Annotated in this window: 21 protein-coding genes; 7 read left to right on the top strand and 14 right to left on the bottom strand. The window is 46.3% G+C overall.

What is annotated here, in order from left to right; all coding sequences use genetic code 11:
• The first annotated feature begins 11 nt into the window (after positions 1–11).
• On the top strand, positions 12–182 hold the full coding sequence (locus tag BGX14_RS15500; protein WP_158223235.1) for a hypothetical protein: 171 nt from the start codon (positions 12–14) through the stop codon (positions 180–182).
• A gap of 139 nt (positions 183–321) precedes the next feature.
• Here BGX14_RS15500 and BGX14_RS04850 read toward each other — a convergent pair whose 3' ends face one another.
• The 9 genes from BGX14_RS04850 to BGX14_RS04815 form a co-directional block, all read right to left on the bottom strand.
• Positions 322–906 (bottom strand): hypothetical protein, encoded by a 585-nt coding sequence (locus tag BGX14_RS04850; protein ID WP_073303248.1) that lies wholly within the window; start codon positions 904–906, stop codon positions 322–324.
• Positions 907–1,007: 101 nt separating this feature from the next.
• Positions 1,008–2,156, bottom strand: a complete 1,149-nt coding sequence (locus tag BGX14_RS04845) for a hypothetical protein (RefSeq protein ID WP_233126409.1) — start codon at positions 2,154–2,156, stop codon at positions 1,008–1,010.
• A 169-nt stretch (positions 2,157–2,325) separates the two neighbouring features.
• On the bottom strand, positions 2,326–2,742 hold the full coding sequence (locus BGX14_RS04840; protein WP_233126408.1) for a hypothetical protein: 417 nt from the start codon (positions 2,740–2,742) through the stop codon (positions 2,326–2,328).
• Between the two features lie 165 nt (positions 2,743–2,907).
• Positions 2,908–3,144 carry a hypothetical protein gene (locus tag BGX14_RS04835; RefSeq protein ID WP_233126407.1) on the bottom strand — a complete coding sequence of 79 codons (237 nt, stop codon included), beginning with the start codon at positions 3,142–3,144 and terminating at the stop codon, positions 2,908–2,910.
• 7 nt (positions 3,145–3,151) lie between these two features.
• A complete protein-coding gene (locus BGX14_RS04830) occupies positions 3,152–3,814 on the bottom strand; it encodes a serine protease (protein WP_073303241.1) in 663 nt (220 codons plus the stop codon).
• A 2-nt stretch (positions 3,815–3,816) separates the two neighbouring features.
• Positions 3,817–4,242, bottom strand: a complete 426-nt coding sequence (locus BGX14_RS15235) for a hypothetical protein (protein WP_073303239.1) — start codon at positions 4,240–4,242, stop codon at positions 3,817–3,819.
• 8 nt (positions 4,243–4,250) lie between these two features.
• Entirely contained in the window at positions 4,251–5,039 is a 789-nt protein-coding gene (locus BGX14_RS04825) for an amidohydrolase family protein (RefSeq protein WP_095879231.1), read from the bottom strand.
• A complete protein-coding gene (locus BGX14_RS04820) occupies positions 5,036–6,487 on the bottom strand; it encodes a radical SAM protein (protein WP_095879230.1) in 1,452 nt (483 codons plus the stop codon). The genes BGX14_RS04825 and BGX14_RS04820 overlap by 4 nt, the downstream gene beginning before the upstream one ends.
• The gene (locus tag BGX14_RS04815) at positions 6,487–7,017 is read right to left on the bottom strand and encodes a hypothetical protein (RefSeq protein ID WP_095879229.1); all 531 of its coding nucleotides are present in this window, start codon (positions 7,015–7,017) and stop codon (positions 6,487–6,489) included. The genes BGX14_RS04820 and BGX14_RS04815 overlap by 1 nt, the downstream gene beginning before the upstream one ends.
• 374 nt (positions 7,018–7,391) lie before the next feature.
• On the opposite strand from BGX14_RS04815, the gene BGX14_RS04810 reads away from it, so the two are divergent.
• Together BGX14_RS04810 and BGX14_RS04805 are read left to right on the top strand one after the other, a co-directional pair.
• Positions 7,392–8,627 (top strand): IS256 family transposase, encoded by a 1,236-nt coding sequence (locus BGX14_RS04810; protein WP_095879753.1) that lies wholly within the window; start codon positions 7,392–7,394, stop codon positions 8,625–8,627.
• A 468-nt stretch (positions 8,628–9,095) separates the two neighbouring features.
• Positions 9,096–9,404, top strand: a complete 309-nt coding sequence (locus tag BGX14_RS04805) for a helix-turn-helix domain-containing protein (protein ID WP_143394136.1) — start codon at positions 9,096–9,098, stop codon at positions 9,402–9,404.
• 86 nt (positions 9,405–9,490) lie between these two features.
• Here the strand turns inward: BGX14_RS04805 and BGX14_RS04800 are convergent, their stop codons facing one another.
• A complete protein-coding gene (locus BGX14_RS04800; RefSeq protein WP_095879227.1) occupies positions 9,491–10,288 on the bottom strand; it encodes an aldo/keto reductase in 798 nt (265 codons plus the stop codon).
• A 29-nt stretch (positions 10,289–10,317) separates the two neighbouring features.
• Entirely contained in the window at positions 10,318–11,586 is a 1,269-nt protein-coding gene (locus BGX14_RS15780; RefSeq protein ID WP_198951153.1) for a carboxymuconolactone decarboxylase family protein, read from the bottom strand.
• Between the two features lie 264 nt (positions 11,587–11,850).
• Here BGX14_RS15780 and BGX14_RS04790 point away from each other — a divergent pair, with 264 nt between their 5' ends.
• Both BGX14_RS04790 and BGX14_RS04785 read left to right on the top strand, forming a co-directional pair.
• Positions 11,851–12,405 carry a hypothetical protein gene (locus BGX14_RS04790; RefSeq protein ID WP_143394134.1) on the top strand — a complete coding sequence of 185 codons (555 nt, stop codon included), beginning with the start codon at positions 11,851–11,853 and terminating at the stop codon, positions 12,403–12,405.
• Positions 12,406–12,417: 12 nt separating this feature from the next.
• Complete coding sequence (locus BGX14_RS04785; protein ID WP_073303225.1) at positions 12,418–13,509, top strand: PolC-type DNA polymerase III; 1,092 nt, start codon at positions 12,418–12,420, stop codon at positions 13,507–13,509.
• Positions 13,510–14,420: 911 nt separating this feature from the next.
• Here the strand turns inward: BGX14_RS04785 and BGX14_RS04780 are convergent.
• Positions 14,421–16,898, bottom strand: a complete 2,478-nt coding sequence (locus tag BGX14_RS04780) for a DNA topoisomerase III (protein WP_095879224.1) — start codon at positions 16,896–16,898, stop codon at positions 14,421–14,423.
• 5 nt (positions 16,899–16,903) lie between these two features.
• Positions 16,904–18,043, bottom strand: coding sequence for a glycosyltransferase (locus tag BGX14_RS04775; protein WP_073303293.1), 1,140 nt, complete (start codon positions 18,041–18,043; stop codon positions 16,904–16,906).
• 207 nt (positions 18,044–18,250) lie between these two features.
• On the opposite strand from BGX14_RS04775, the gene BGX14_RS04770 reads away from it, so the two are divergent.
• Positions 18,251–20,431, top strand: coding sequence for a carbohydrate-binding domain-containing protein (locus BGX14_RS04770; protein WP_158223234.1), 2,181 nt, complete (start codon positions 18,251–18,253; stop codon positions 20,429–20,431).
• 377 nt (positions 20,432–20,808) lie between these two features.
• A complete protein-coding gene (locus BGX14_RS04765; protein ID WP_095879222.1) occupies positions 20,809–22,314 on the top strand; it encodes a carbohydrate-binding domain-containing protein in 1,506 nt (501 codons plus the stop codon).
• A 9-nt stretch (positions 22,315–22,323) separates the two neighbouring features.
• Here BGX14_RS04765 and BGX14_RS04760 read toward each other — a convergent pair whose 3' ends face one another.
• Positions 22,324–23,187, bottom strand: a complete 864-nt coding sequence (locus BGX14_RS04760; RefSeq protein WP_095879221.1) for a radical SAM protein — start codon at positions 23,185–23,187, stop codon at positions 22,324–22,326.
• Positions 23,188–23,206 lie beyond the last annotated feature (19 nt).

Raw genomic sequence — 23,206 nt, 5'->3', positions numbered from 1 at the left:
AAAAATGCGCTATGAAAATAATAAAAATTTTGGGGGCGGCTTTTGAAAATGATTTTGGCGGAGTGGTGAGCTTGTCGAACCATGGTCATTTGTTAAAGGATGCCTTATGGAGAATCTTCTTAATGCTTGAACGTGGCAAAACAACCTTCGCCTGTGGTGGCTCGGAAAATTTTATTTCCTAGCATCAGGGAGTTGCCGGATGGTTTCTCGGCAAAAACCAAAATGGAAAATACAGGCGTTAGCAGAAGAATTCTTTTTATTCAAGTCCTCTAAATGAAGCTACGGTTCCTTTGGGTAATATCGCTCTTGAATTCCGATTTGTCAATTTTTATTTGCCGTGCGACCTTTTAAACCTTTGCTAGCGTAGAATCGGTGAATGCACTCTGCAAGCTCTTTCTCTGAAAGAAGGATCATGGCTTGGTATCGAGCCCCTTTGAAGTCAGATTTTTTTTGCTTTGCCCGATTGATGATGTCTTTGTTAAGGGCACTGAAATTGACAGGATGCTTATCGTTTATTTCCGCTTGTCTAGTTGCAAGTAGTTTTTTCAAAAGATCTCCTTCGCTTAGGGCGGGGTCAAGGTAACCTGCGCTTCCTATTTTTGGGGGACGATTGCGTCGCCTATTTTCAAATACAAACACAAGGTCGTCTGGGTCATTCATTTTCCTCATTTCGCTTTTGTTTGCGGAACGAGTCGCCTTTATTTTGGCTCGGCGAGACGCCTCTGAGAATCTTACGCCCGGACTCTTGTGGGTGTGTACTTTTTCCGTTCTACTCATGATTGTGCTCCTGTAGCGAATGGCATGATGTCTTTCGTAAGGAAAGAGATTTGATTTTTCTGTAACAATAATATCGCTTTTGATTTTAGATTTGTCAAATTTTATTCGTCGTGCGATAATAAGAATCACGAAGCAATCTGTTCGCGTTCTCCCTAGAAATTTTCTTCCAGTCCTTGCTTGCGATCTGCTTGGTTGCGACAAAGCGTGTGTGCAGATGGCAGGGGACAATATTATGCGCTTCCGCCTTCAGTAAAACCGAATTTCTGGCGGGCCCAAGGTTCCATATAGGGCAGAATTTCCTTGTAAGGCACCACGATCATCACGCTGCCGCGGGAATGCCAGCCGATTTTGAAAGAGTACCCGTCAAAACCGATACCGTCCTTCCAAAAAGAAGGCTTCAGCTCGAAATCCATGTCGATGGCATCGGCATTGACTTCGTATTTTGTCGCATATTTACGAAGAAGCGATACAATCTTTTCCTTTTCTTCTGGATTGAATATTGTGGAATCAACCAGCGACCCGTCTTTCTTCGAGAAGGTCCGATGATACTCGTATTTGGATCCTGCGGCGGCACCGGCAGTGTACTCGGCTTTCGAAATATAATAAGTCGTCCACAGCAGTGAATCGAACGCGAAATCTATGCTGTCCTGGCGTTCGTATCTGAGAGTGGCGGCGACTTCCGTCCGGGCGCTGTCATAATACCAGTCATCGGGATAATTCCTGAGTTCGGACTCAATGGACCGCTTGTATGCCTCCACCTGACGGTAAAGGGCCCTTTTATGAATTTTTCCTAACTGTCTAGAATCAAGGACCGTGTCGGCATCGGTCAAGTCATCGCCCAGCAACCCCTTGATGATTTTCCGGTAGACCCATTTAGGATAAACTTGGAACCTCGGCAACTCCCAGTGCAAGGATACCATGTAAAACCTGCTGCTGTCGCGTTCCGTTCCATAATTGGAGAATTCCATACAGCCCTTCTCTTTTGTGGGGTCGCACTCAATCAATTCGTCGTCATGTATGGCAATCTCCGCCTTGACCCGCTCCAGATCGCTTTTCCCAATCAGGCTGTATTCCATTTTCATGTCGGCAAGCATGGAATAGACTTTATCCACCTTCTCTTCCAGAACGGACAAGTCCTTGTCATTTTGAACCTGCAATGCAACTGTCGGTTCCTTTTTGGGGGCATCTGACCGTTCTTTGGAACCGCTTTGGAAAAAAGCAAGCGAGCAGGCAAGTACCGCGATAACTACCGCGGCAAGGTATGCCGCCGACAAAATCGAACTCACGATTTTCTTTGCCCTGGAGCCTGTCGGGCTCGGCCTGTTCATCATGGCGAGCACGAACGCCACCACGGCAAGCGGAAGCAAGAACAGGGACATTCCTCCCCGCGACACAAGGCCAACGAAAAAACCGGCCAAGATAAAAAGGATTTCAAAAATTGCCATATTCTACTCCATAGTGCATGTCGTCAGCAAATGTCTTTGCGACGAAAGATAGAATGATTCCAAGTCGTTGTATCATGATATTGGCGTTTCAGACTTCTATTTATTATTGGCGATATTGTAAGTGGAGATGTTCAGTTTGAATGCCTTGGTTTTCCCACCTGATAGTAAAGTAATCGGGCATTGTAGCTTTTAGGAACTTTACGATACGTCTTTTCTCTTTTAGAGGCAGGTCAGCGAGACCTATATCGACAGCACGCCCCCAACGATGAGGAGACCATTTGTTATGCGTATTGAAAGAATCGTGAGCCGAAGTGATTGTAGGAGAGAAGTCCTGTCCGAAGACTGTTTTGAAAGCTTTTATGACAAATACGAGACCTTTTTCAAGTTCGGGGTCAAGTTCCATTCGGACGAATTGTTTTTGGAAGGTGTTAGCCATTATGTAGTCATGAGTTGTTCCTGTTTGCATCGGGACATCGTAACTGATGTTGTCGATTGAAGGTTCATTCTGTTGGGAATCCATTTCTGCCGACTTATGAGACCAACAGCTGTTAGGGGATTCGGGTCGATATGGGTCGAACACGAGTTTGTATCCCACAACAAGCATGATGAGAATCAAGAAGATTCCGAGGACGATTTTGAACATGTTAACTAGGCATCCCATGGTGACAACTCCGTTGTTGTTTGTTTATTTTCCATATTGTTCGTCATAGAGGCGTTGCAGAGCCTCCCTGTATTTTGCCTCTCGTTCGGTCTCGATTTTTTGTTTCTGAATATCTTGCGAATGGTCCACATAGGGGTTATTGTTGTGCCTATGCGCTGCAAGTAAAAGCAAGACAACTGCAAACACGATGATGATAAGCAAGATGATCTGAACAAAGAAATTAGTAATCCTTTCAAAAATGTTACCGATGAAATCAAACATGGTTATATTATTTGCCCCATTTTAATTGAGCAGACTTAAAAACCTCAACGGAATTCAAGATGCTGATTGCACATTTTTTGACATTCTTGGTGTTCGGATATTCGGTTACGCCATTCCTTCTAAGCATGCGAACCACTTCCGTAGACTTCACCAGATTGCTAGTATTCTCTTCCATTAGCGATACAGATTTGTTCATTCCGCCAATTCGCCCATCCCTGGTAAAATTAGGTCCGCCAGACATTCCATATTCTATTATTCCGCTTGTGCGATAATAGCTGTAATTGCCATCATAACGATACTGCATACGAATTCGCATAGGCACAACCGTCAAATTAGGGTTAATGAACGGCTGAGTGTAGCCATACGAAGTCAGTTTTTCCCCATTTGGCAATTCATTGTGTTCGAGACTGCATACCATAGGCATTGCAACAGGCACTTCATCAAGTTTCAAAAGAGCGAGGTCTGACTCCAAATCGTAATCAACCATATGAGTCTTGTAGCACGTGTCATTCTTGATATCGTAATAACACTTATGTTCAAAGGTTTCTACCACATGGTATGCAGTGATGATGTAATCGCTGTTAACGAAGAACCCGTTTCCGTTACGCATGTCATCTGCGGCAAATGCCACGAAGAAGGAGAGAAGGATGATTCCGATAAGCTGTTTCATGATTATTCTACGGTGACATAGCTTCGGACTTGATACGTGCATTTTGATATGTCTGCAGTCGTGGGTCGGTTTTGGCTTCGTATATATTCTGACAAGAGCATACCGTCATAGAAGAACGATATGTCGGATTTGCGGGTGCTGTTTCCAAAACTCATTCCGATTACCTTGCCGTAACTTGAAATTGCCGCACCGCTGAATCCACCAGGAGTCCTAACGTTCAAGGCCCGTGCTACATATTCGGGGAATGTCGAGTCCGCAACGACTTTAGCTGGGAAAGACTTTATTTGAAGTTTGGAATCTTCCTGTAGAAATCCTGTTACGGTGACGGGTTCGCCTGTTGTGACCAATCTGTCTTCGATTTTGCATGCGTTGAGCAAGACCTTGTTATCGACCTGGATGATTTTGAAGAGATTGAGTAGGCATCCCATGGTGACAACTATTCGTTTGAATAATGATTTTTCTTATAAAACTCGGTCAACTCTTCTTTTCCAATACTCGGGATTCTTTCTTTCCCGAGGACATTATACCACCAATAGGTAACTGGCATATCGGTACCCCAAAGGATTCGCTTGCGTTCGATGCCGTCATCTATAAGCGCTCCAATTTCGTTCTCGCTTGCAAAAGAGGAATCGACCACTACATTAGGGTAATTTTTTAGCATATATTCCTGAGCATCCAGGTCTTTCAAATGTGCGAGCTGTACAAGACCATTCGGATGTGCTTTGATAAAATACTCGAACCGTTTCGGCGAATCATCGCCACTGGCCCCTGTATGAATCAAAATACGCAAATTTTGTTTTTCCGCATACGAAAAGAGCTCTTCCGTAAAATTTACAGTTACGGGATCGTCAAGTTTCCACTCTTGAGCGCGAGGGTGTAACTTGAAACCTTCGTAAGGGCATTCTGTCATTGCCCGCTCAATGCCAATGCCGCTTTTGACAATATCGGGAACAACCCAATAAAGGGCATGAGCCTTGAAATCTATTGTTTGCGCATATTCCAAGGCAGAATTGACTTCTTCGCGGATTTTTAGATAAAGTTCCTCGTGACTTAAGTCCTCGGCATCACATTTCCCTGCAACAATTGTTTTTGAATACAAGCAACTGGTTGTAGAAGAAAACCAACATTCACTAATGCCAGAATTTTTCAAAGCATAGAAAATATCTTCTGCCTTAAAATAGACATCGTTCCATTGACCAATATGAACATGATAATCCGTCATCATTTTGAAAACGTCCGTTTCGCCTTGGCTTCTTCTACAAGTTTGCGGTTTAAGTGGGCAGCCTTGCAAAAATGCGAAGCCACCTTCAGATAATCTCCGCCACTTTCGTTGAAGTTGCGAACAAGACACGGAGCACAGAACTGTTTATTCTCGCAATCATAACATTGCGGGATTGCTGATTTGGTAAGATTGCGCAACTTATTAAGTTGCGGGGATTTTTCCCAGATATCCTTAATGGGTTGTTCTCGCACATTGCCACAGGCCATGCCCTGCCAGCCACTACACGGATAAACAATTCCGTCACTTCCGATACAGAGATCGTCCATCCCCACACCGCAGAAAGGTTGCTCGCCCCATTCCTCGCGGGATATCTTAGAAATAGGCGTATCGGTAAAGTTGAGATAATCTTTATCGAATTGGATAATGTCTTTAATCAAATTCTCCGTTTGCTCCATTGTTAGACGTTCTGTTAGGTTATCTGTTGTAAAATCATAGCGAGCCATCATCACGAAGTCTGTATATGCTTTACATTTTCGCTCATAAGCGTATCTCAAAACATCTTTGTAGGTATGATAATTCGTTTTCATTACCGGACAACTAATTTGCACGGGAATATTTGCGGCGATCAACGCATCAATTGCCACTTTGGTCTTTTCGCAACTGCCTTTCAGTTGAGTAATGTGGTCATGCTCTTCTGGAATGACGCTATAAAGCGAGGTCTGAACGAGTCCAGGATTGACTTCTTTAAGGACTTCAATCATCTTGGGCGTAAGCAGGGTAATGTTAGAAAGAATTGTGAAACTAAAATCTAGTTCCCGAGCCTTGCATAAAATCTTTTCTGCATCAGGGTGGGTAAAGAATTCTCCGCCCGAAAGGGTCAGTCCCACGACTCCCAAGTCATGCAATTGTTGCAAGACACTTTCAATCACTTCGTAGGGCAATACCACATTTTTCAATTCATGAGGAATGTAGCAGTGGATGCAGCGTTCGTTGCAACGGTTGGTGGTCTCGATTTGGCAACTGTGGATTTGCGGATGTTCACGATAGTGCGAACCCAACACCTCTTGCGTGTCGGCATAGAGCTTTTCATCGTCAGGATTCTGCCGGGCATTGTAGGTGAACAGTGTCTTTGGATTTTCCGCATAACTAAAATAGGTGTCTTTAGAGGAACATTCTTCGGCGGTCGCTCCAGAAACCAAATAACGATCAGCAACTAAAGAATCTAGGAATTCTTTTAAGTCATCCTTGATGACTGCAGGGGTAGCGTCCTCAAAGTATTCACAAACCTTGGCCGTCAGGGCATCAAGACTTTGCGGCTCACGGGATAGAACATCAAGGAAAGTCCAGCCCTCTTGGGTATAGGTGCGGTCGTGCTTAGTGAGCTGGCTGTAAATGTAGCCATACTCGCCAATGGAACGAATAAAGGTGTCTCGAGATTGCCGATAGAACATTATTTTCCCTTTGGTTCTTTCTTCACTTGTTCAAACTGTTCAAGACTTTTCTTTAATAGTTCCGATATTCTTTCCTTTATAGATGAATTTGAAATGTCAAAGGAGAATGCCATTGAGGCTTTGTAGGGGCCCTTTATTAAATAGCCTTCTTCATCCAGTATGTCTAATTCGCCTTCGTTTCTTAGATTACACCTACAATAAATTTTTTTATCTGACGAGAATGCAGACGAGGTTGCGTTCATGTTTTCAAGATAATTTGCAATTTTATCGATAAATTTTTCATGTTTCCAAATAGGAAGATTGTTACAAATTGATGTTTCAACCATTTCTCTGTATTTGATAGACACGGTTTTGGCATTTTTAATGACGACTTCTGTGATTCCATCGTCAGTAAGAGAAAATTTAAAACTGATTTTTGTTGGAGATTCTGAACAAAGTTTTTTGCTAGCACCAAAGATTTCGGCTAATTGTGAGAGATCCTGATCCCAAAAAAAATCAATTTCTATTGACAACATTGAATATTTACACATATGAAGATTCCTTTTATGAATAAATTGAAGGAAACAAAAAAATCCTAGAGCAAGGGATTCAACCCCACTCTAGAAAGAATTGATGCTCAAAAATTGTTAGTTTCCATATAGGCAACTTTTGCAATAGAATGGCGTGTGAACGTCCTTTGACGCACATCCAGCAGCGAAACTACCGGTAGGGTTGTTCTTGGCGATAAGTTGGGGCTTCTTGTAAGCAATCTTTTTCATTGTCTTCATATTATACCTCTAGATTGTATTTCCCTTTGTTACCTGGTCAAATCCGGGATAACCTCGACCAGAAGGACTCTATCCATAAAACTGTGTCATTCACCACCAAGCATCATTTGAAAAATGATGTAAATTGAGGAACTATGATGACACACGAAGAATATAAAGAGATGATCAAAAAAGCAGCATCTCAGTTCAAAACAGGAAAGCCAATTTTTGGCAAAGACGGAGCATTTCACCAAGTATTGGAAGATTTTTTGAATGCTGCATTAGAAGCGGAAATGGATGTTCATTTGGAAAAAACAAAGCCCGAAAATCGAGAAAATCGGCGCAATGGGAAAATGCCGAAAGAGATAAAAACGGCATACGGAGCAGTCCAAATAAACACGCCTAGAGACCGCGAAGGAAGCTTTAATCCTGAGATTGTGAAGAAACGTCAAACCGTGCTTGCCGAAGGTCTTGCAGACCGAATTATCGGCCTTTACGGACTCGGACAAAGTATGCGCGATATTCAAAAATATTTGGAAGATGATTTTGGCGAATACATTTCAGCCGATACCATTAGCAACATCACAGAACGCGTGTGGCCAGAGATTAACGAATGGAGAACGAGACGTTTAGAAACGGTTTATCCCATCGTTTGGATGGACGCAATTCATTACAAAGTAAAAGATGAATCAGGCATCGTAACAACGCGAGCAATTTACAATGTCATCGGTGTTGATTCAAATGGTTACAAAGATTTGCTAGGCATGTATGTGTCGCAAAGCGAGGGTGCAAAATTCTGGATGCAAGTCCTTTCCGATTTGAAAAATCGCGGAGTGGAAGACATTCTCATCGCTTGTGTAGACGGACTTTCAGGCTTTCCGGACGCAATAGAATCCGTGTTTCCAAAGACCAATGTTCAGTTGTGTGTAGTGCATCAAATTCGAAATTCACTCAAGTACATTAACGCAAAATCACAAAAAGAATTTTTGAAAGAACTGAAGTTAGTTTATGCGGCATCGACCAAAACGGAAGCCGAAATTGCACTAAAAAAATTAGAAGAAAATTGGGCAAAAAAATATCCAATCGTCATTCAATCTTGGAAAGAAAAATGGGATAAACTTTCGTGTTATTTTGATTATCCAAGTGAAATTCGTCGCATTATTTATACGACAAATACTGTCGAAGGTTATCATCGCCAAATTCGAAAAGTGACAAAAACAAAAGGTCTGTTTCCAAATGATGACTCGCTTGTAAAACTCGTGTACTTGGCGTATCGAAATATCAAAAAGAAGTGGAAAAAGCCATTGCAAAACTGGACAACTTGCGTACAAAAATTATCGATTCTTTTTGGTCAAAGATTTAATCCACTCAACTTAAATCAAATTCCAAAATGAATTTTCTCCGCCCCCAAACGGAAACACAAAAACTTTAATTGGATGATTTTTTTTCAAACAAGGAATGATAATTTTATCATTTCTTGTTATATTTGAATTGCTTCAAAAGGAGAAATTTGAAGTTGTCGCAAAGACAAAATCGAGTTGAAAAAACATCGCTTTGATTTTGCTTTTCGCTTCTTCAATTTTGAAATTTCAAAGCTCTTTTTTTAGCTAACAAAAACTAAATGACACAGTTTATTTGACAGAACCACCAGAGTCACAGACGTCTGTAACTTTTTAAAAATATAGATAACATTCATTCTAAAATCACAGAGATATGTGACTTTTTTTACGATTAAGGCCAAAACAACCCTACCACATTATTTCAGCACCGAGTCTGTCCTTCCTTACACCATCACAATTCTCTGTAAAATAGTAACAGACATCTGTATACTTCAAATATCGTCCAAAAACTAACATTTTAACATGTCACACATGCCTAAGATAGACCTGCAAAACTTGCAGAAAATGGAGGACGACCGCTTCGCTGAAGCCCTCGCAAAGGTTCTTAGGCGGCACCGCAAGGCACGTGGCATCACCCGCGACGGGCTCGCATTCCAGCTAGGTCTCCACAAGAACACCCTTTACGGTGTGGAAGTAGGCGTAAAACGCAAGAGTGGGCACTTTAGCCACACCCAGCTCACCATGACAAACTTCATTCGGCTGGCCGCGTTTTTCGGCTATCAGCCCGGCGAATTCCTGCAAGATGTCCTCATCGAGGCAATCGATTGTTAGTTTTCTCAAAAAATCGCATAACGAAAAAACAGTTTTTTAGATTTTTTGAATTATTATAATCTAGAGCTTCCTTTTTAAATTTGCGCCTATGCAGAAAACGGAAACCTGGTACAAAGCGGAAGGCGATTGTCCTGCATATCTTGCTCGCTCAACGAAAAATCGAAGACGCTGAAGTTTTCTTCCATGCGTTCGGCGTGCGTGGATTTGGGAATCACGATGACTCTGCTTTGGATTAAAAAACGGAGTGCCGTTTGGGCAACGCTTTTTCCGTATTTTTCACCGATGGATTTTAATACGGGATTGGAAAAGAAGTCTTTGCGGCCTTCGGCAAACGGGCCCCAGCTTTCATGCCGGACATTGTATTTGTTCAAAAATTTCCGCGCTTCCTTTTGCTGCTGGAAAACGTGGGTTTCAATCTGGTTTACCGCGGGCATTACGTCGGCAAAGTTGCAAATGTCGATGAGCCTGTCGGAGTAAAAATTGGACACGCCGATAGCGCGGATTTTTCCGCTTTTGTAAGCTTCTTCCATTGCCCGGTAAGATCCATAGTAATCGTTGAAAGGCTGGTGGATAAGCATCAAGTCCAGATAGCTTGTGCGCAATTTGCGAAGCGATTCTTCAATGGAAGCTTTCGCTTTTTCATAGCCGCCGTTTGAAATCCAGATTTTGGACGTGACGAAAAGCTCTTCACGGGGAACGCCGCTTTTTTGAATGGCCACGCCGACGCCTTCTTCGTTGCCGTAAGCCTGCGCCGTATCGATGGAACGATAGCCGAGAGCGATGGCGTCCAGAACGCAGTGCTCGGTTTCTTCGGGTGGAGTCTGGTAAACGCCGTAACCCAGGATGGGCATTTTTACATGATTGTTTAATTCCACGTATTCCATATTGAGTCCTTTTTTTGTTGGGCCTTTGTTTATTTCAGTTTGGCGTATTCTGCATCGCTAACGGGTTCCAGCCATTCGTTGCTCGGATTTTCGGCGGGAATTTCAAAAGCCAGATGGCTGAACCACGAATTGGCCTTTGCGCCGTGCCAGTGCTTGACATTGGCGGGAATTTCCACGATGTCGCCCGGGTTCAGGGATTGCGGATCTTTGCCTTCTTCTTGATACCACCCGCTTCCCGCTGTGACGATTAAAATTTGTCCGCCGCCTTTTGTCGCATGGTGAATGTGCCAGTTGTTTCGGCATCCCGGTTCGAAAGTGACATTGGAAATTGAAATGGGTTCGCCTGCCTTCGTTACCGGATTCAGGAAGGAATTGCCGATGAAGTATTTGGCGTAGGCGGTGTTGGGCTTTCCCTTTCCAAAAATGTTCTGCTTGTCGAATTCCGCCCGGTTTGCCATTTGATCGTTTTCTTTGTTTTGATTTTCGGCTTTTTCAAAGGACTTTGCCGCTTCTTGAATCCCGCGAAGAGCATTCAATGTTCTGGGATAACCCATATAGGGAATATTCAAAGAGATGATGTTTATCAGGAATTGTTTGGAGCGTCCCATCCGTAAATTCGCCGCCGCATGGGAAATGAACTGCGGTTCTGCATCGCCCTGTGCGTAAAGATAGCAGAAAGTCAAAAGTTCCCGCATTTTGGCATCGAGTGCTGCGCGCGTGTAGTAATCGCCGAAGCAGTTGGCGGCAAGCAGATAATTGATGTGCCGACTTTCTTCCGGTCCGGATTTGTAAAATTCACGCATCCGTTCGCCGAAAATTTCTACCTGTTTTTGGGTGCCGCTTTCTTGCCGACTGACATGGACCGCATCTTTGTTTGGTTCCGGAGTGGAAATGCCCATGCTTTCAAATACTTCGTTTTTGGCATAAATGAAGGGCAGCACACGCCCGATTCCCAAGTAGGGGACTCCCTGATAAACCAGTTCGCGAACTTCCTCTGGAGTTGTCGATGTCCCTAAAGCCGCCCGGAGTTCCGCTTTGAAAAGTTCTACGCTTTGTGAACCCATGAGCACCGCCAGTTTGGAAAGCGAGGCTTCTTTGGCTGTCGGTATATCCGCCGGGTTTTCGGCGGGCAAAAGCGGCTGAATTTCGGAATCGGCGACATGGGAAAGGATTTCAAAAAGTTCCGGGTCTGTTTTTTTGAACGAGTCAAAATGCTTGGCGCTATTTTTTTCTCCGTGTTGCGGGGAGCACGCGACAATTCCTGCAAAAATTCCAGGCAAGATTTTTTTCATCAGCATAAATTCTCCGTAATAATGGTTAAAGGCCTCGTTGCTGCCCTTCGACAGGCTCAGGGGCCGAAGCATGGTTGCTGAGCTTGCCGAAGCATTCGCCAAAGCCTTTTTTAGATGGCGGCTTCAAAAAATATATCAAAGCCCGTGTTTTTTGAGAATCTTGAATCGGTTGTCATTGTATGAACGAAAAGTTTATACGTCTCGGTGGCTTTGTTGCGGTTGGAACGCAAAATTTCTCCGTTTTTGCATAAAAAAGACTAGATTCTGGATATGATGAAAAAATGGATTTTTGGAGTGCTCTCGCTCGCACTTGCGGCATTTGCAGAAGATGTGACCGCGACGACGTCGGGCGGGAGAATCGTGATTTTGCACGATAATGGCCGTTGGGAGTATTACCAGAACAATTCCCGCGTCCGCGACATTCGGGAATCGGCGATCCCGAAAGATATGCAGACGAATGTTTCCATTGAATACGAACCTTTGGATAAATTGGAAGGGGATATGCGGATGCGCATGGAAGCGAACGACGAGCCCGAAGATAAAATTCGGGACAGTTTGCGTACTCTTCCTGTGGGAGGCATCGTCCATTTTTGTGCGGACGAAAGCCAGGTGCATCGCGGCAATCCCAGAACTTTCACCTATACGATTTGGGTCGGGAAAAAGCAGGTCTATAGGGCATCGGTTTCGGAATCGGAAGCGCAACTTTCCGATGTCGCCAACGTGACTTACCTTTTGTCGGTACCTTTGCAAATGAAAGTGAAAGGGCAAAAGATCAAGGCTCGGATTGAAAACGGCTACAGTTCCGTGGATTTTGATGTCCGCTGACGGGAATGGGCCATGGAAAAAGCTCCCCATTTTGCGGTAGTCGATGTAGAAACGACGGGCGGTAAACCGGAATATGCCCGCATTATCGAAATAGGAATTGTCCTTGTTGATGATTGGAAAATAACGGATTCGTTCAGCTCGTTTGTGCATACGGACGGAGAATTGTCGCCTTTTATTCAGAATTTAACGGGAATTACGCCGCAAAAACTGAAGAATGCGCCGGAGTTTGAACAAATTGCGGAAAAGGTCGATGCGCTTTTGGATGGGCGTATCTTTGTCGCGCATAATGTGGCTTCGGATTATGGAGTTCTTGAAGCGGAAATGAAACGGGCGGGGTTGGATTTTTCGCCGGAACGACTTTGTACGGTCAAATTGTCCCGCCGGGTTTTCCCGGGACTTGCCAAATACAGCCTGCATGAACTGGTCGCCGAATTGGGGCTTCCGGATTTTGACCAGCACCACGCTTTGAACGATGCGATGGCTGCGGCGCGGGTTTTGATACATGCGAATGAAAGCGGGGGATTTGCGCAAATAGAAGAGCTGTTGCGCGGCGGGAAAAAGCCCTTGTTTTATCCGAAGAATTGGACGGAAGAGCGTGTGATGCAGATTTCGCGGCATCCGGGAATTCTTTATTTTATGGGGAAAAGCGGGGTCTTGTATGCGACGGCGGCGCGGAATCTTCGCAGTCGGGCATTGGAACTGCTTTCCAATACGCGGAGGTCGCCCCTTAAAGGATTGACGGATGGAATTTGGGATATTCGGGTGAAGGAACTCGGCTCGGAAATTTTGTCCAAGCTGTATTTGGAATCGGAATTGGCGAAAACGCGTTTCCCGTGCAATGCGGTAGTGCGTAAATTGCCGGATGTCGGCGCTCCCTTGCCCGACTTGGCGATGTTTTTGCCGGGGCGCTCCCATGGGGAATGCGGCGTGGTGATTGTGCAGGGCGGCAAGGTTTGCGGCTTCACGTTTGTGCGGGAAGAATGCGAGGTGCGGCTTTTTGACATTTTGGAAAATCTGATCCCGTTTGAACAAACGGAAAATCTGGTGCCGATTCTTCGGCAGGCGTTGCTTCGCAGGGGTGTGCGGGTGCAATTCTTGCCGTGAATGCTGCGTTTTTTCAGGCCGCGCGGGAAAGAATTGTATGTAATCTTCCACTCGATATTCGCAATTGAAAAATTTTTCAAAGAGGGAACTTTCTTTCACAAGATGAATTTCTTCTCGCGTGGCGCAAGCTCGCCCGCGCCCCATGAGTCTTAGGAGCTTTGCTCCTTTAGACGAATTGTCCCTTTTAGGGATATTTCAACTATGGAATCAGAGATTCCAAGTTTCAGGGATGCGCCGCCGTGGCAATCTGTGCGGGTTTCCCGTCATTGCGAGCAGCGATAGCGGCGCGGCAATCCTTGCTGGCATTTCGTCATTGCGAGGCGCGATAGCGCCGTGGCAATCCTATCTGCGGAAAAAGGATTGCTTCTACACTTCGAGTATAACTCCACTAAGGTAACAAAGTTACCAAGTGTCGTATATCCACATAGAGGATAACTCCACTAAGTCAATAAATTGACAAGTGTCGTATAACCCCTGTGGGGTTCGGGGTGACGTAAAAACAACCGCCTGCTCAAGGAACGCAAGCGAGCAGGTTCTCGTACACAATCCGTCCCAGCGAGGAACAAAGCTCCCCATGAGCCTTGGGAACTTGTTCCCTTAGGCGAATTGTCCCTTCCATATCCGCTAATTACGGCCTTGCTTTAGGGATGCCTTATCACGCTCTTTGGGAGACGCGAAGTGTCAAAATTCGACTGCCTTGGAAAAACGATTAGGGGCGAATTGGGAGGAATTTTGGAAATGGCGTGAGGGATAGTGACCCGAACGGGCGGAGACGCGGCTTGCGCGGCTCCGTTGCTCTTGGCGGCAAAGCTGCTGTGCTCTTATTTTGCGGCTTTGCAGCCTAGTGCAATATAGCCCGACCCGGCGAAAATTCTTTTTGGCGTTGCCGTTTAGCCGGGGCACGCGCGCCGTTAAGCGTTTTCTTCTTTTTTCTTTTTGAAGAATCGCTTACCTTTGCCGGGCACGCGCGGCGGGAAGTCGAATTTGATTTTTCCCGTTTTGGGTTCGAGCATGAGATAGGCGTCGAAGAGGCGGCGTGTTTTGGCGGAACGGAACCCTTGGATGAGCGTCGTTTTTTCACCGGCGAGCAGTCGCTTTAGATTGTCCGTGGAGATTTCTTTGCCGAGGATGATTTTGTTCAAGTGAAATCCGGATTCTTTTTTATCGACGTAGCTTTGCGAAACGTAGGCGGTCAAGGTGTCGAAAACAGGGCTGCCGTCGATGGGCGATTTGCCGAGTTCTTCGCCTAATTCGATTTCTTCGTTTTCGGCGTTGTCAAAGACGAATTTGACTTTGCCTTCTTCGATGGCGAGTCCTGCTGAAAATTCCATGCCTCGTTTGGAGCGGAATCCGGTCAAGGGCCCGATTTTATGCTGGGTCAAAAGTTCCACGGCTTCTTCGTCGCTCATTTTACGTCCGCTTAGGATTTTGCGGATGAGAATGCCGTCTTCGGTTTCAAAGCGGGAAACGCTTTCGTACACTTTTTTGCCGTTCACCGGGCTGAAAGCCGCTTCTTTTCGCGTGTCCTCTTCCTTGAAGCTGCGGATGTTGTGCACCATTTTGGTCGTCAGCTCTTCGATGCCCTGCATAAAAGCGGAACGGGTTTCCTTGCCTTTTTCAATTTGGGAAAGCTGGTATTCCCATTCGCCGGTAAGTTCCGGACTGGTCAAGTTCTCGATTTTCATCGCGCGGGCGATTTGAATCAGGCCAAACGCCTTGCTGGTCGGAATCAGTTCTTTGCCGTCCCGAACCATGTATTTGTCAGAGATAAGCTTTTCGATGATGGCCGCCCGAGTCGCTGGAGTTCCCATGCCGCGGTCTTTCATCGCATCGGCGAGTTCGTCGTCTTTGACGAATTTTCCCGCATTCTCCATCATGGAGAGCAATGTACTTTCGGTGTAGCGCGGCGGCGGATTGGTGTGCTCTGCGGAAATTTCGAATTCCTTGGCTTGCGCCTTGCCGCTCGAATCGATGGGCGAGATGTTCGCTTCGTCATCCGATGTTTTTCCATAGACTTCTTTGAATCCCGGATCTTTGAGGATTTTGCCTTCGGTCAGGAATTTTTCGCCTTCGATTTCCGTGATGCGGGTCGTGTTCAGGTATTCCGCGGGCGGGTAGAATACGGCGATGAAACGCTGGCAAATCATCGTGTATATTTTAAGTTCCGCTTCGGAGAGCGATTTCATTTTATTTCCCGTCGGGATGATGGCGAAGTGGTCCGAAATTTTGGCATTGTTGAAAATGCGCGGATCTTTTTTTACCCAGTTGTTGTCGAGCGCTTTGTGTGCAAAGGAAGCGAGATTCCCTTCCATCGTGGTGAGGGTCTTTTTTACAGTACCGACGTAATCTTCGGGGAGGGCGCGGCTGTCGGTTCGCGGATAAGAGGTGAGCTTGTGCCGCTCGTAAAGTGCCTGGGCGATGGAAAGCGTCGTTTTGGCGCTGAATCCGAAGCGATTGTTCGCTTCTCGTTGGAGAGTTGTCAAGTCGTAAAGCGGTCCGCATTTTTGAAAGCTGGGTTTGGTCGTTTCGGAAACGGTTCCCGTTTTTTTCTGGCATTTTTGGACGATTTCTTGCGCCCGATCTTCTTCCCAGATTCGATCTTTGTCCGCTTTCAGTTCCGGGTCAATCCATTTGCCCTTATATTCCGATTTTCCCGACAGAAACGTTCCTTCGATTGTCCAATAGGGCCTGGAAACAAAGTTGTTCCGTTCTTCTTCCCGGTTTACAATCATTGCAAGGGTCGGCGTTTGAACGCGACCGCAGGGAGTCAGCTGGAATCCGCCAAAGCGGTTGTTGTAGGCCGTCAGTCCGCGCGAACCGTTGATGCCCACGAGCCAATCCGCTTCGGAACGGGAAAGGGCGGCGTCGAGCAGGTTCCGCATTTCCTCTTGGGTCCGCAGATGCTCGAAGGCGTCTCGGATGGAAGCCTGGGTCATGCTTTGCATCCATAGGCGCAGAATATTTTTCCCTTTGAGTCCGGTCTTTCCTTTTTCAAATTCCAGAATATAATGGAAAATCAGTTCGCCTTCCCGACCCGCATCGCAAGCGTTGATGATGGTGCCGACGTCTTTGCGGCGGATGAGTTTGCCAAGTGCGGTCAGCTGGGATTTGGATTCGGGAATCGCTTTAAGCGCAAATTCCTTTGGCAAAATGGGAAGGGTTTCCATTGCCCAGCTTTTGTATTTGTCGCTGATTTCTTTCGGGTCGCAGAGAGTGACCAGATGACCCAACGCCCAGGAAATGATATAGCAGTCGTTTTCGTAGTAGTTCTTTTCTTTTTTGAATTTACCACCGACGGGGATTGCTCGTGCCAAATCGGCGGCGACGCTCGGTTTTTCGGCGATGACCAGAATTAATTTATTTTCGTCTGTTGCTGTTTTTTTGACCATGGAGTTCAACCTTTCCACTTAAAATGACCGGCTATTCCAAAAAGCACGGCGAATACAGTAAATGGGGCGTGAATGATTTCTACGGGGAGGAACCATTTGAAAAGTTCTTGCTGCTGGAAGATGCGGAGTCCGCGGAGCTCCACACAGGTGTCGCCGACCAGTTTGATCAGGAAACCGAAAAGGGTGGCGAGAAAAATGGGAAAACTGAAAAAGGAAAGAATGTAGCCGGCAAAGAGCAGGCAGAAAAAGAGAAAGACCATTGTCAAAATGGCAACCGTTTTGGGGGCGTAATAAGTGGTTTTGGACGCCCAGCGTTTGCGCTGTTCCCAAAGTTCGGGGAAAGTTTCTTTGCCTTGCGTTGAAACAAAGGCTTCCGGGTCGATGGAATAATGCGCTTTCCAGGGGGCTTCGCGGGCGAGTTTCTGCAGCAGCAGGTCATCGTCGCCGCTCTGGATTTTAGAGACGCCTTCAAACCCGTGCACTTCTTCAAAAAAGCGACGGCGATATGCCAGATTGTTTCCGGTGCTGGTGATCGGCGTTCCCATGGCGAGGGCCGCGGTTCCGGCAATGCGATAGGCCATCGTTTCGACGGCTTGCATATTTAAAAGCCAGTTGAATCGGTCTTTGGGAAGTTCAATATAGGAGTGGCCGGCGACAAAGTCGATTCCCGGCTCGAACTCTTGCATCATTGCGCGGATCCAGGTCGGCGGAACAATGCAGTCGGCGTCGGTCAAAAGGAGAATTTCCCCGGCGGAAGCTTTGACCAGTTTGGCGATGGCGTTCTTTTTGGCGCTTTCTCCCGGCGAAAGTTCCGAAATGGTCAAAATATGAATGCGATCGGGATATTTTTCGGCGTATTCGGCGAGAATCTGTGGGGTGCGGTCCGTAGAACGGTCGTCGGCCACCCAAATGTCCCATCGCCCTTTATAAAGCTGCTTCATCAGCGAATCAAGGGTTTGCGAAATTCCCGCCTCTTCGTTCCGGGCAGAAACGAGGATGCTGACGGATGGCAACGGATTTCGGATGGAATGACCGATATGGACTTTCCCTAAAGCGCGGAACATTCGCCATTCAAATAGCGCGTAAAAAAACGCCGTGACGACGAGTAGCGAAACAAAGGCGGTTTCCAAAAGGGTCAAAATCATGCTCCGTAAATGTAATTCAAGATTCTTTTGACGGTTATCCGTCTGTCGGGAAAAAGGCCGCCTTTTCAAAAAATCAAATATGGAGAAGATTGTTCCCATTTTGCTTGCTTTGGGAATTTTCTTCCCGAAAAACGAAAACTGTAAATGCCGCTTTTACGAAAAAAGAAAGGATTCGGCATCTATTTTTTTCCAAAAAAGGAGTCCTCTATGAAATCTTTTTTCCAAAAAATCGGTTTCCCGCTGCTTTGCACGGGGTCGGTGGTCCTTTTCGGCTGTAGCGACAGCGATTCTTCGAGCGGGCCCGAAGAGGCGGATATCCTGGAACCGGTGAATTCGGTTTGCGGCGATTATCAGCCTTTAGAAGACGGTTTAGGCAACACCTATTGTTTGGACGATTTTGGCAATCTCGTTTATTCCGTTGCAGCGGATGGGACGATTTTTTATCCGGAAACGCCGGCGGTTTCTAGCAGTTCGGTGGAGGGCGACTCCCTGCTTCCGGCGCTTTCTTCTTCGAGCGGAGAGATTGAAACTTACATTTGCGGTGAGACGACGGCACCTTTGAACGTTTTGGGTAGCAAGTATTTTTATCGCGATGCGCTGGGCATGTATTACTACGAAATGAACGACTCCAGTTGCACCAAGATTTATCTTACCGTCGTGGCATCTTCGAGTTCCTCTGCGGAACTTCCATCGGATACGGTTTCCGTCTCTTCCTCTTCAGCAGAAAATCCTCTGAACTCCTCGTCGAGTTGGATTGAAATCTTGAAGAGTTCCTCTTCGGTGGAAGTTATTGTTCCGAATGGTTCCGCTCCGCTTCTCACTTTTAGCGGCAGCGCGCTGACGGTGGAAAATAACAATAATTGCGTGGATACGGCGGGGACGCTGGTGAAAATCCTGTGTGCCGGCGATTATACCTTGACGGGGACGACCTCGAATTATGAAATTTTTGTGAGTGCGGACGCCTCCGACAAAGTCTATCTCTATTTGAGCAACCTTTCCTTGACAAGCCCGGATGATGCCGCCATTTATGCGCAATCTGCGGACAAGGTATTTCTGATGCTCGTCGATGGTACAAGCAATACTTTAGGCGATGCCAGTTCCCGAACGAAAACGTGGAGCTATACCGATGAAGGGGAATACAAGACGGATACCACCAAGGCGGTCGTCTATTCCAAAAAGGATTTGACCATCAAGGGATCGGGTTATTTGACCGTTACCGCATCCTGTGCGGATACGAGCTATTGCGGAAACGGCATTCACACGACCAAGGATTTAAAAATCAAGGACGCTCCGAACATTTCCATTTCTGCGAAGAAGCACGCTATCAAGGGAAAACGCTCCGTGGAAGTCGAAGGGGGAATCCTGAATTTGACAGCGGGCGGTGACGGCATCAAGGCGGATGAAGATGATGCGACAAAACTCGCTGAAGGCAAGGGCTATATTGCGATTCTCGGCGGAACGATTGCTATCACTTCCAAAGATGATGGCATCCAGGCTTCCAATTACATCGTGATCGCCGATAGCGCAACGATTCCTTCGATTACGGTCAACGCATCCGCAGGGAAGGGCATCGTTTCGGATTCGATGCTGTTCATTCATGCGGGCATCCTGAACGTGATTTCAACGAGCGATGACGGCATCCATTCCAATTTAAGCATTGTGTTCAATGGTGGGCAAACGACTGTTTCCGCTGGTGATGACGGTATTCATGCGGATTCGGCTCTCCATGTGAATAACGGCTATATCAATGTTGTCAAAGCAGTCGAAGGAATGGAAGCCGGATATATGTACTTCGACGGTGGTGTGACATCGACTTATGGGACAGACGACGGCTGGAATGCGGCAGGTCTGACTTCGGGTTCTACGAATACCGGGGGTTGGGGCGGTCCGGGTGGGGGAATGCAGTCTAATTCAACCGGATATCTTTACATTCGTGGGGGCTATCACTATGTGAGTGCTTCGGGAGGTGATATCGACGTATTAGATGCGAATGGCACCGCAACGCAAACGGGCGGTGTTCTGATTCTGGAAATCCCGACGAGCAGCTCTGGGGGTGGTTTTATGCCTTTTGCCGGGCCGGGTGGCGGAAGCTCCAGCGGAGGATGTTCTACAAATGGTACTGGCGGTCTTATTGACACGGATAACGGCTATACGATTTCAGGCGGTGTAATGCTGGCGTTCGGCAGCCAGACTGAGGAATACCCGAATTGCACGGCGACTTCTTACACGAATACGAATTATTACGGTTCGTCAAATGCGGCTTTCAAACCGCAGGGTTCTGGCAGCATGATTCTTTATGGTGGATCGATTTCTTCCGTTTCGACGGTGGATGTTTCGGGAATGAATTCAGTGACGTTCCTGAACGGTCTCAGCTACTACTACAAATAACTGTATCCTCCAAACCAAAACAGGGAGTCCCGCTTTTCGGCGGGACTTCTTTTGCCGGAAATGGCGATAAATTTGCAATTAAAATTTTTTCAAATTGCGAACTTTTTTCGTGACTGAGAACTCTTTTTCTCAAGATGAACTCGGTTATCAGTTTCAACTTTCAACTTCCAACTTCCAACCGGTTGCTGAGCCTGTCGAAGCACAGCAGCCGTTTGCCGAACTAATCGAAGGGTACTCGCCACTAGTCGCTAATCACTAATAGCAGGGATTCTGCGAATAAGAAACATGGGTTGCAAAAACAGCCCCCCCCTTGTGAGTTTTTTTTTGCAAATGGAATTGAATCGTTTAATATATATTCAAAACGTTGAGGTTGATTGATGAAACATTCTACGTTTACTTTAAAATGGTTTTGTGTAGCGGCTGCGATTTTTGTCGCTTGTTCCTCGGATTCTTCTTCAAATGCGTCGGAAACGGATTCCAGCAGTTCGGAATTTTCTGGGATTTCTTCCGAAAATTTGGCGGAAAGCTCTTCCTCTCAATTTAGCACGCTTTCTTCTTCGGAATCGGGAGATTTGGACGGCGATAATCCGGATGTCGAAAATACCGACACCGATACGTTGAGCACAAGTACTTGGCTTTCGTGGGAAGTTCCCGAGGCACCTTCGGCGGGTGTGTATGCGGCTCCGGATTCGGCAGTGCTGGTGACTTTTAGCGATGCGGGAATTTCGGTTTTGAACGCGGGAACCAAATCCGTTTCGGTCTCGGAAAATATTCTTGTCATCGGAAGTGCCGGGCTTTATGTGATGAGCGGTTCTTGCTCGGATGCGCAGATTTTGATTAATGTGCCGGAAACGGCAACTGTGGAATTGGTTCTCAATGGCGTGAAATTGCACCATTCCGAAAATGCGCCGCTTTTCTTTGTCGCTGGCGACAAGATGAAAATCCATCTGGCTGATGGTTCGACAAACATCTTTTCGGATGCCCGAAAATATGCGTTTATGACTGTCGGCACTTATACGGAATTGGATTCGGTTCCCAAAGCTTGCCTGTATGCTCGTGAAGATTTGACGATTGAAGGAAATGGTACTTTGTATGTTACGGGAAATTACAATAACGGAATCCATACAAAAGCGGACCTTGTGATTAAAGATTCGCCGACGATTTATGTGAATGCGCTGAACAACGCGCTTAAAGGAAAAGGTTCCGTCCGAGTGAAAGATGGCGGCAATTACTACTTGCGCACGGGGGACGGGTCGGGAATTTCTTCGGATAAGGCAACGCGTCCGTTGGACAAAGGCAGGGTCGCCATTTCGGCGGGGACATTTACTATGGATGTAGGGAATGCGGGAGTCAAAGCGGCTTATGTCGATTCCATTGCTGGCGGAAATTTTAAAATTCGGACGGTGAACGGGGATGCTTTCCATGCGGCTACTCTCCAAGTCTTTGACGGCAATTTTGAAATTCTCGCTGGGGATGAAGGCTTTTGCGCGACGGAAAAATTGCAGCTGATAAATGGAAATGCGAAAATAACCAAAAGCTCCAAACCGTTTATAGGAACGCAGGAACTGTCGGTTTCCGGTGGAACTTGGGTAGGACTGGGTGGAGGGCATGATTCCACCATGGTTCCCCGAAATGCGGATATTTATGCGGTTGTAACAATTCTTCCGACAGAAATCATCGAAGGTTCGATGGTGTCCATTCGCAATGCCGAAGGTTCTTCGGTGTTCTCATTGGAAGCAGGAAAAAATATCCAGTCGCTATTTGCAGCGTCTCCTGATTTTTCCGCAGGAATTTACACGGTTTATGCCGGAGAAAGTGCTGTATGTTCGTTCAGCTGGGATTCCGCAAATAAAATCGCAACGTCTTGCGAAGCTGTTCAGTAAAAGCTTTGTTCAGAAAATGGCGACGTGGACGGGAATGGTTTCTCGGATTTTTTGAGCGACCATTTCAAAGAATTCTTTTTCCAGTGGAAATACTTCGGGAATAGCCGTTCGCCGGATTACGCCATAAAGTTGAACGCCCAAAAAGTTGCTGGGATTTTGAACGTAAATTTTTTGCAGACGCTGGATATACAAACGGATTTCTTCTTCATCGGGAAATTCGTTTTGTATTTTGCACAGCATGGTCTGTATGCGCAGAGGAAATTTTTGAACGGTGCTTTCCAGATTTTTTTGAATCTGTTCCAACGAAATTCGGGAACGGTCGATTTTTTGAAACCAGCGTTCGCTTCCGGCATCGAGCTTCGCCCAGATTTCGCCTCGCTTTTCTGTCAGAGCTTCCAGTCCTTTTTGCACGTTGGGACGGTTCAAGCAAGTGGCATTTGTGATCAAGGTCAGCTGCAATAGATAGCGAGAGTATCTGTCTTGTAAACGGCGCATCATTTGGCAAATTTCGGCAAAGGATGTGGCAAGAGTACTTTCGCCGTCGCCAGAAAGGCAAATGTCTTTGATCCGGCGTTTTTCGGGAGCGACATCTCGAAATAAGGCAAAATCGGAAAGCCCATTTTTTTCGTAAGCAGCAAAAATCCGTACGATTTCCGCTTCGATAGTATTTACATCGATTTCTTGCGGGGAACCGGGAATGGTACGATCGACTTGACAATAGGCGCAGTTGAACGTGCACTTTTTATCGGGATTCAAATTGATGCCGATGGAAAGACCGCCGGCACGGCGGCTGATAACGGGATAGACCCAAAGGTTTTTGTCCCAGAGCAAGGAATGCTCGCTCCAGGCTTTTTTCAAAGCGTTCTGATTCATAGGCAGGGAAATATTAACT

It is taken from the genome of Fibrobacter sp. UWS1 (assembly GCF_002300445.1).
Taxonomy (GTDB): Bacteria; Fibrobacterota; Fibrobacteria; order Fibrobacterales; family Fibrobacteraceae; genus Hallerella; species Hallerella intestinalis.
This window is presented reverse-complemented; position numbering and strand designations above follow the sequence as displayed.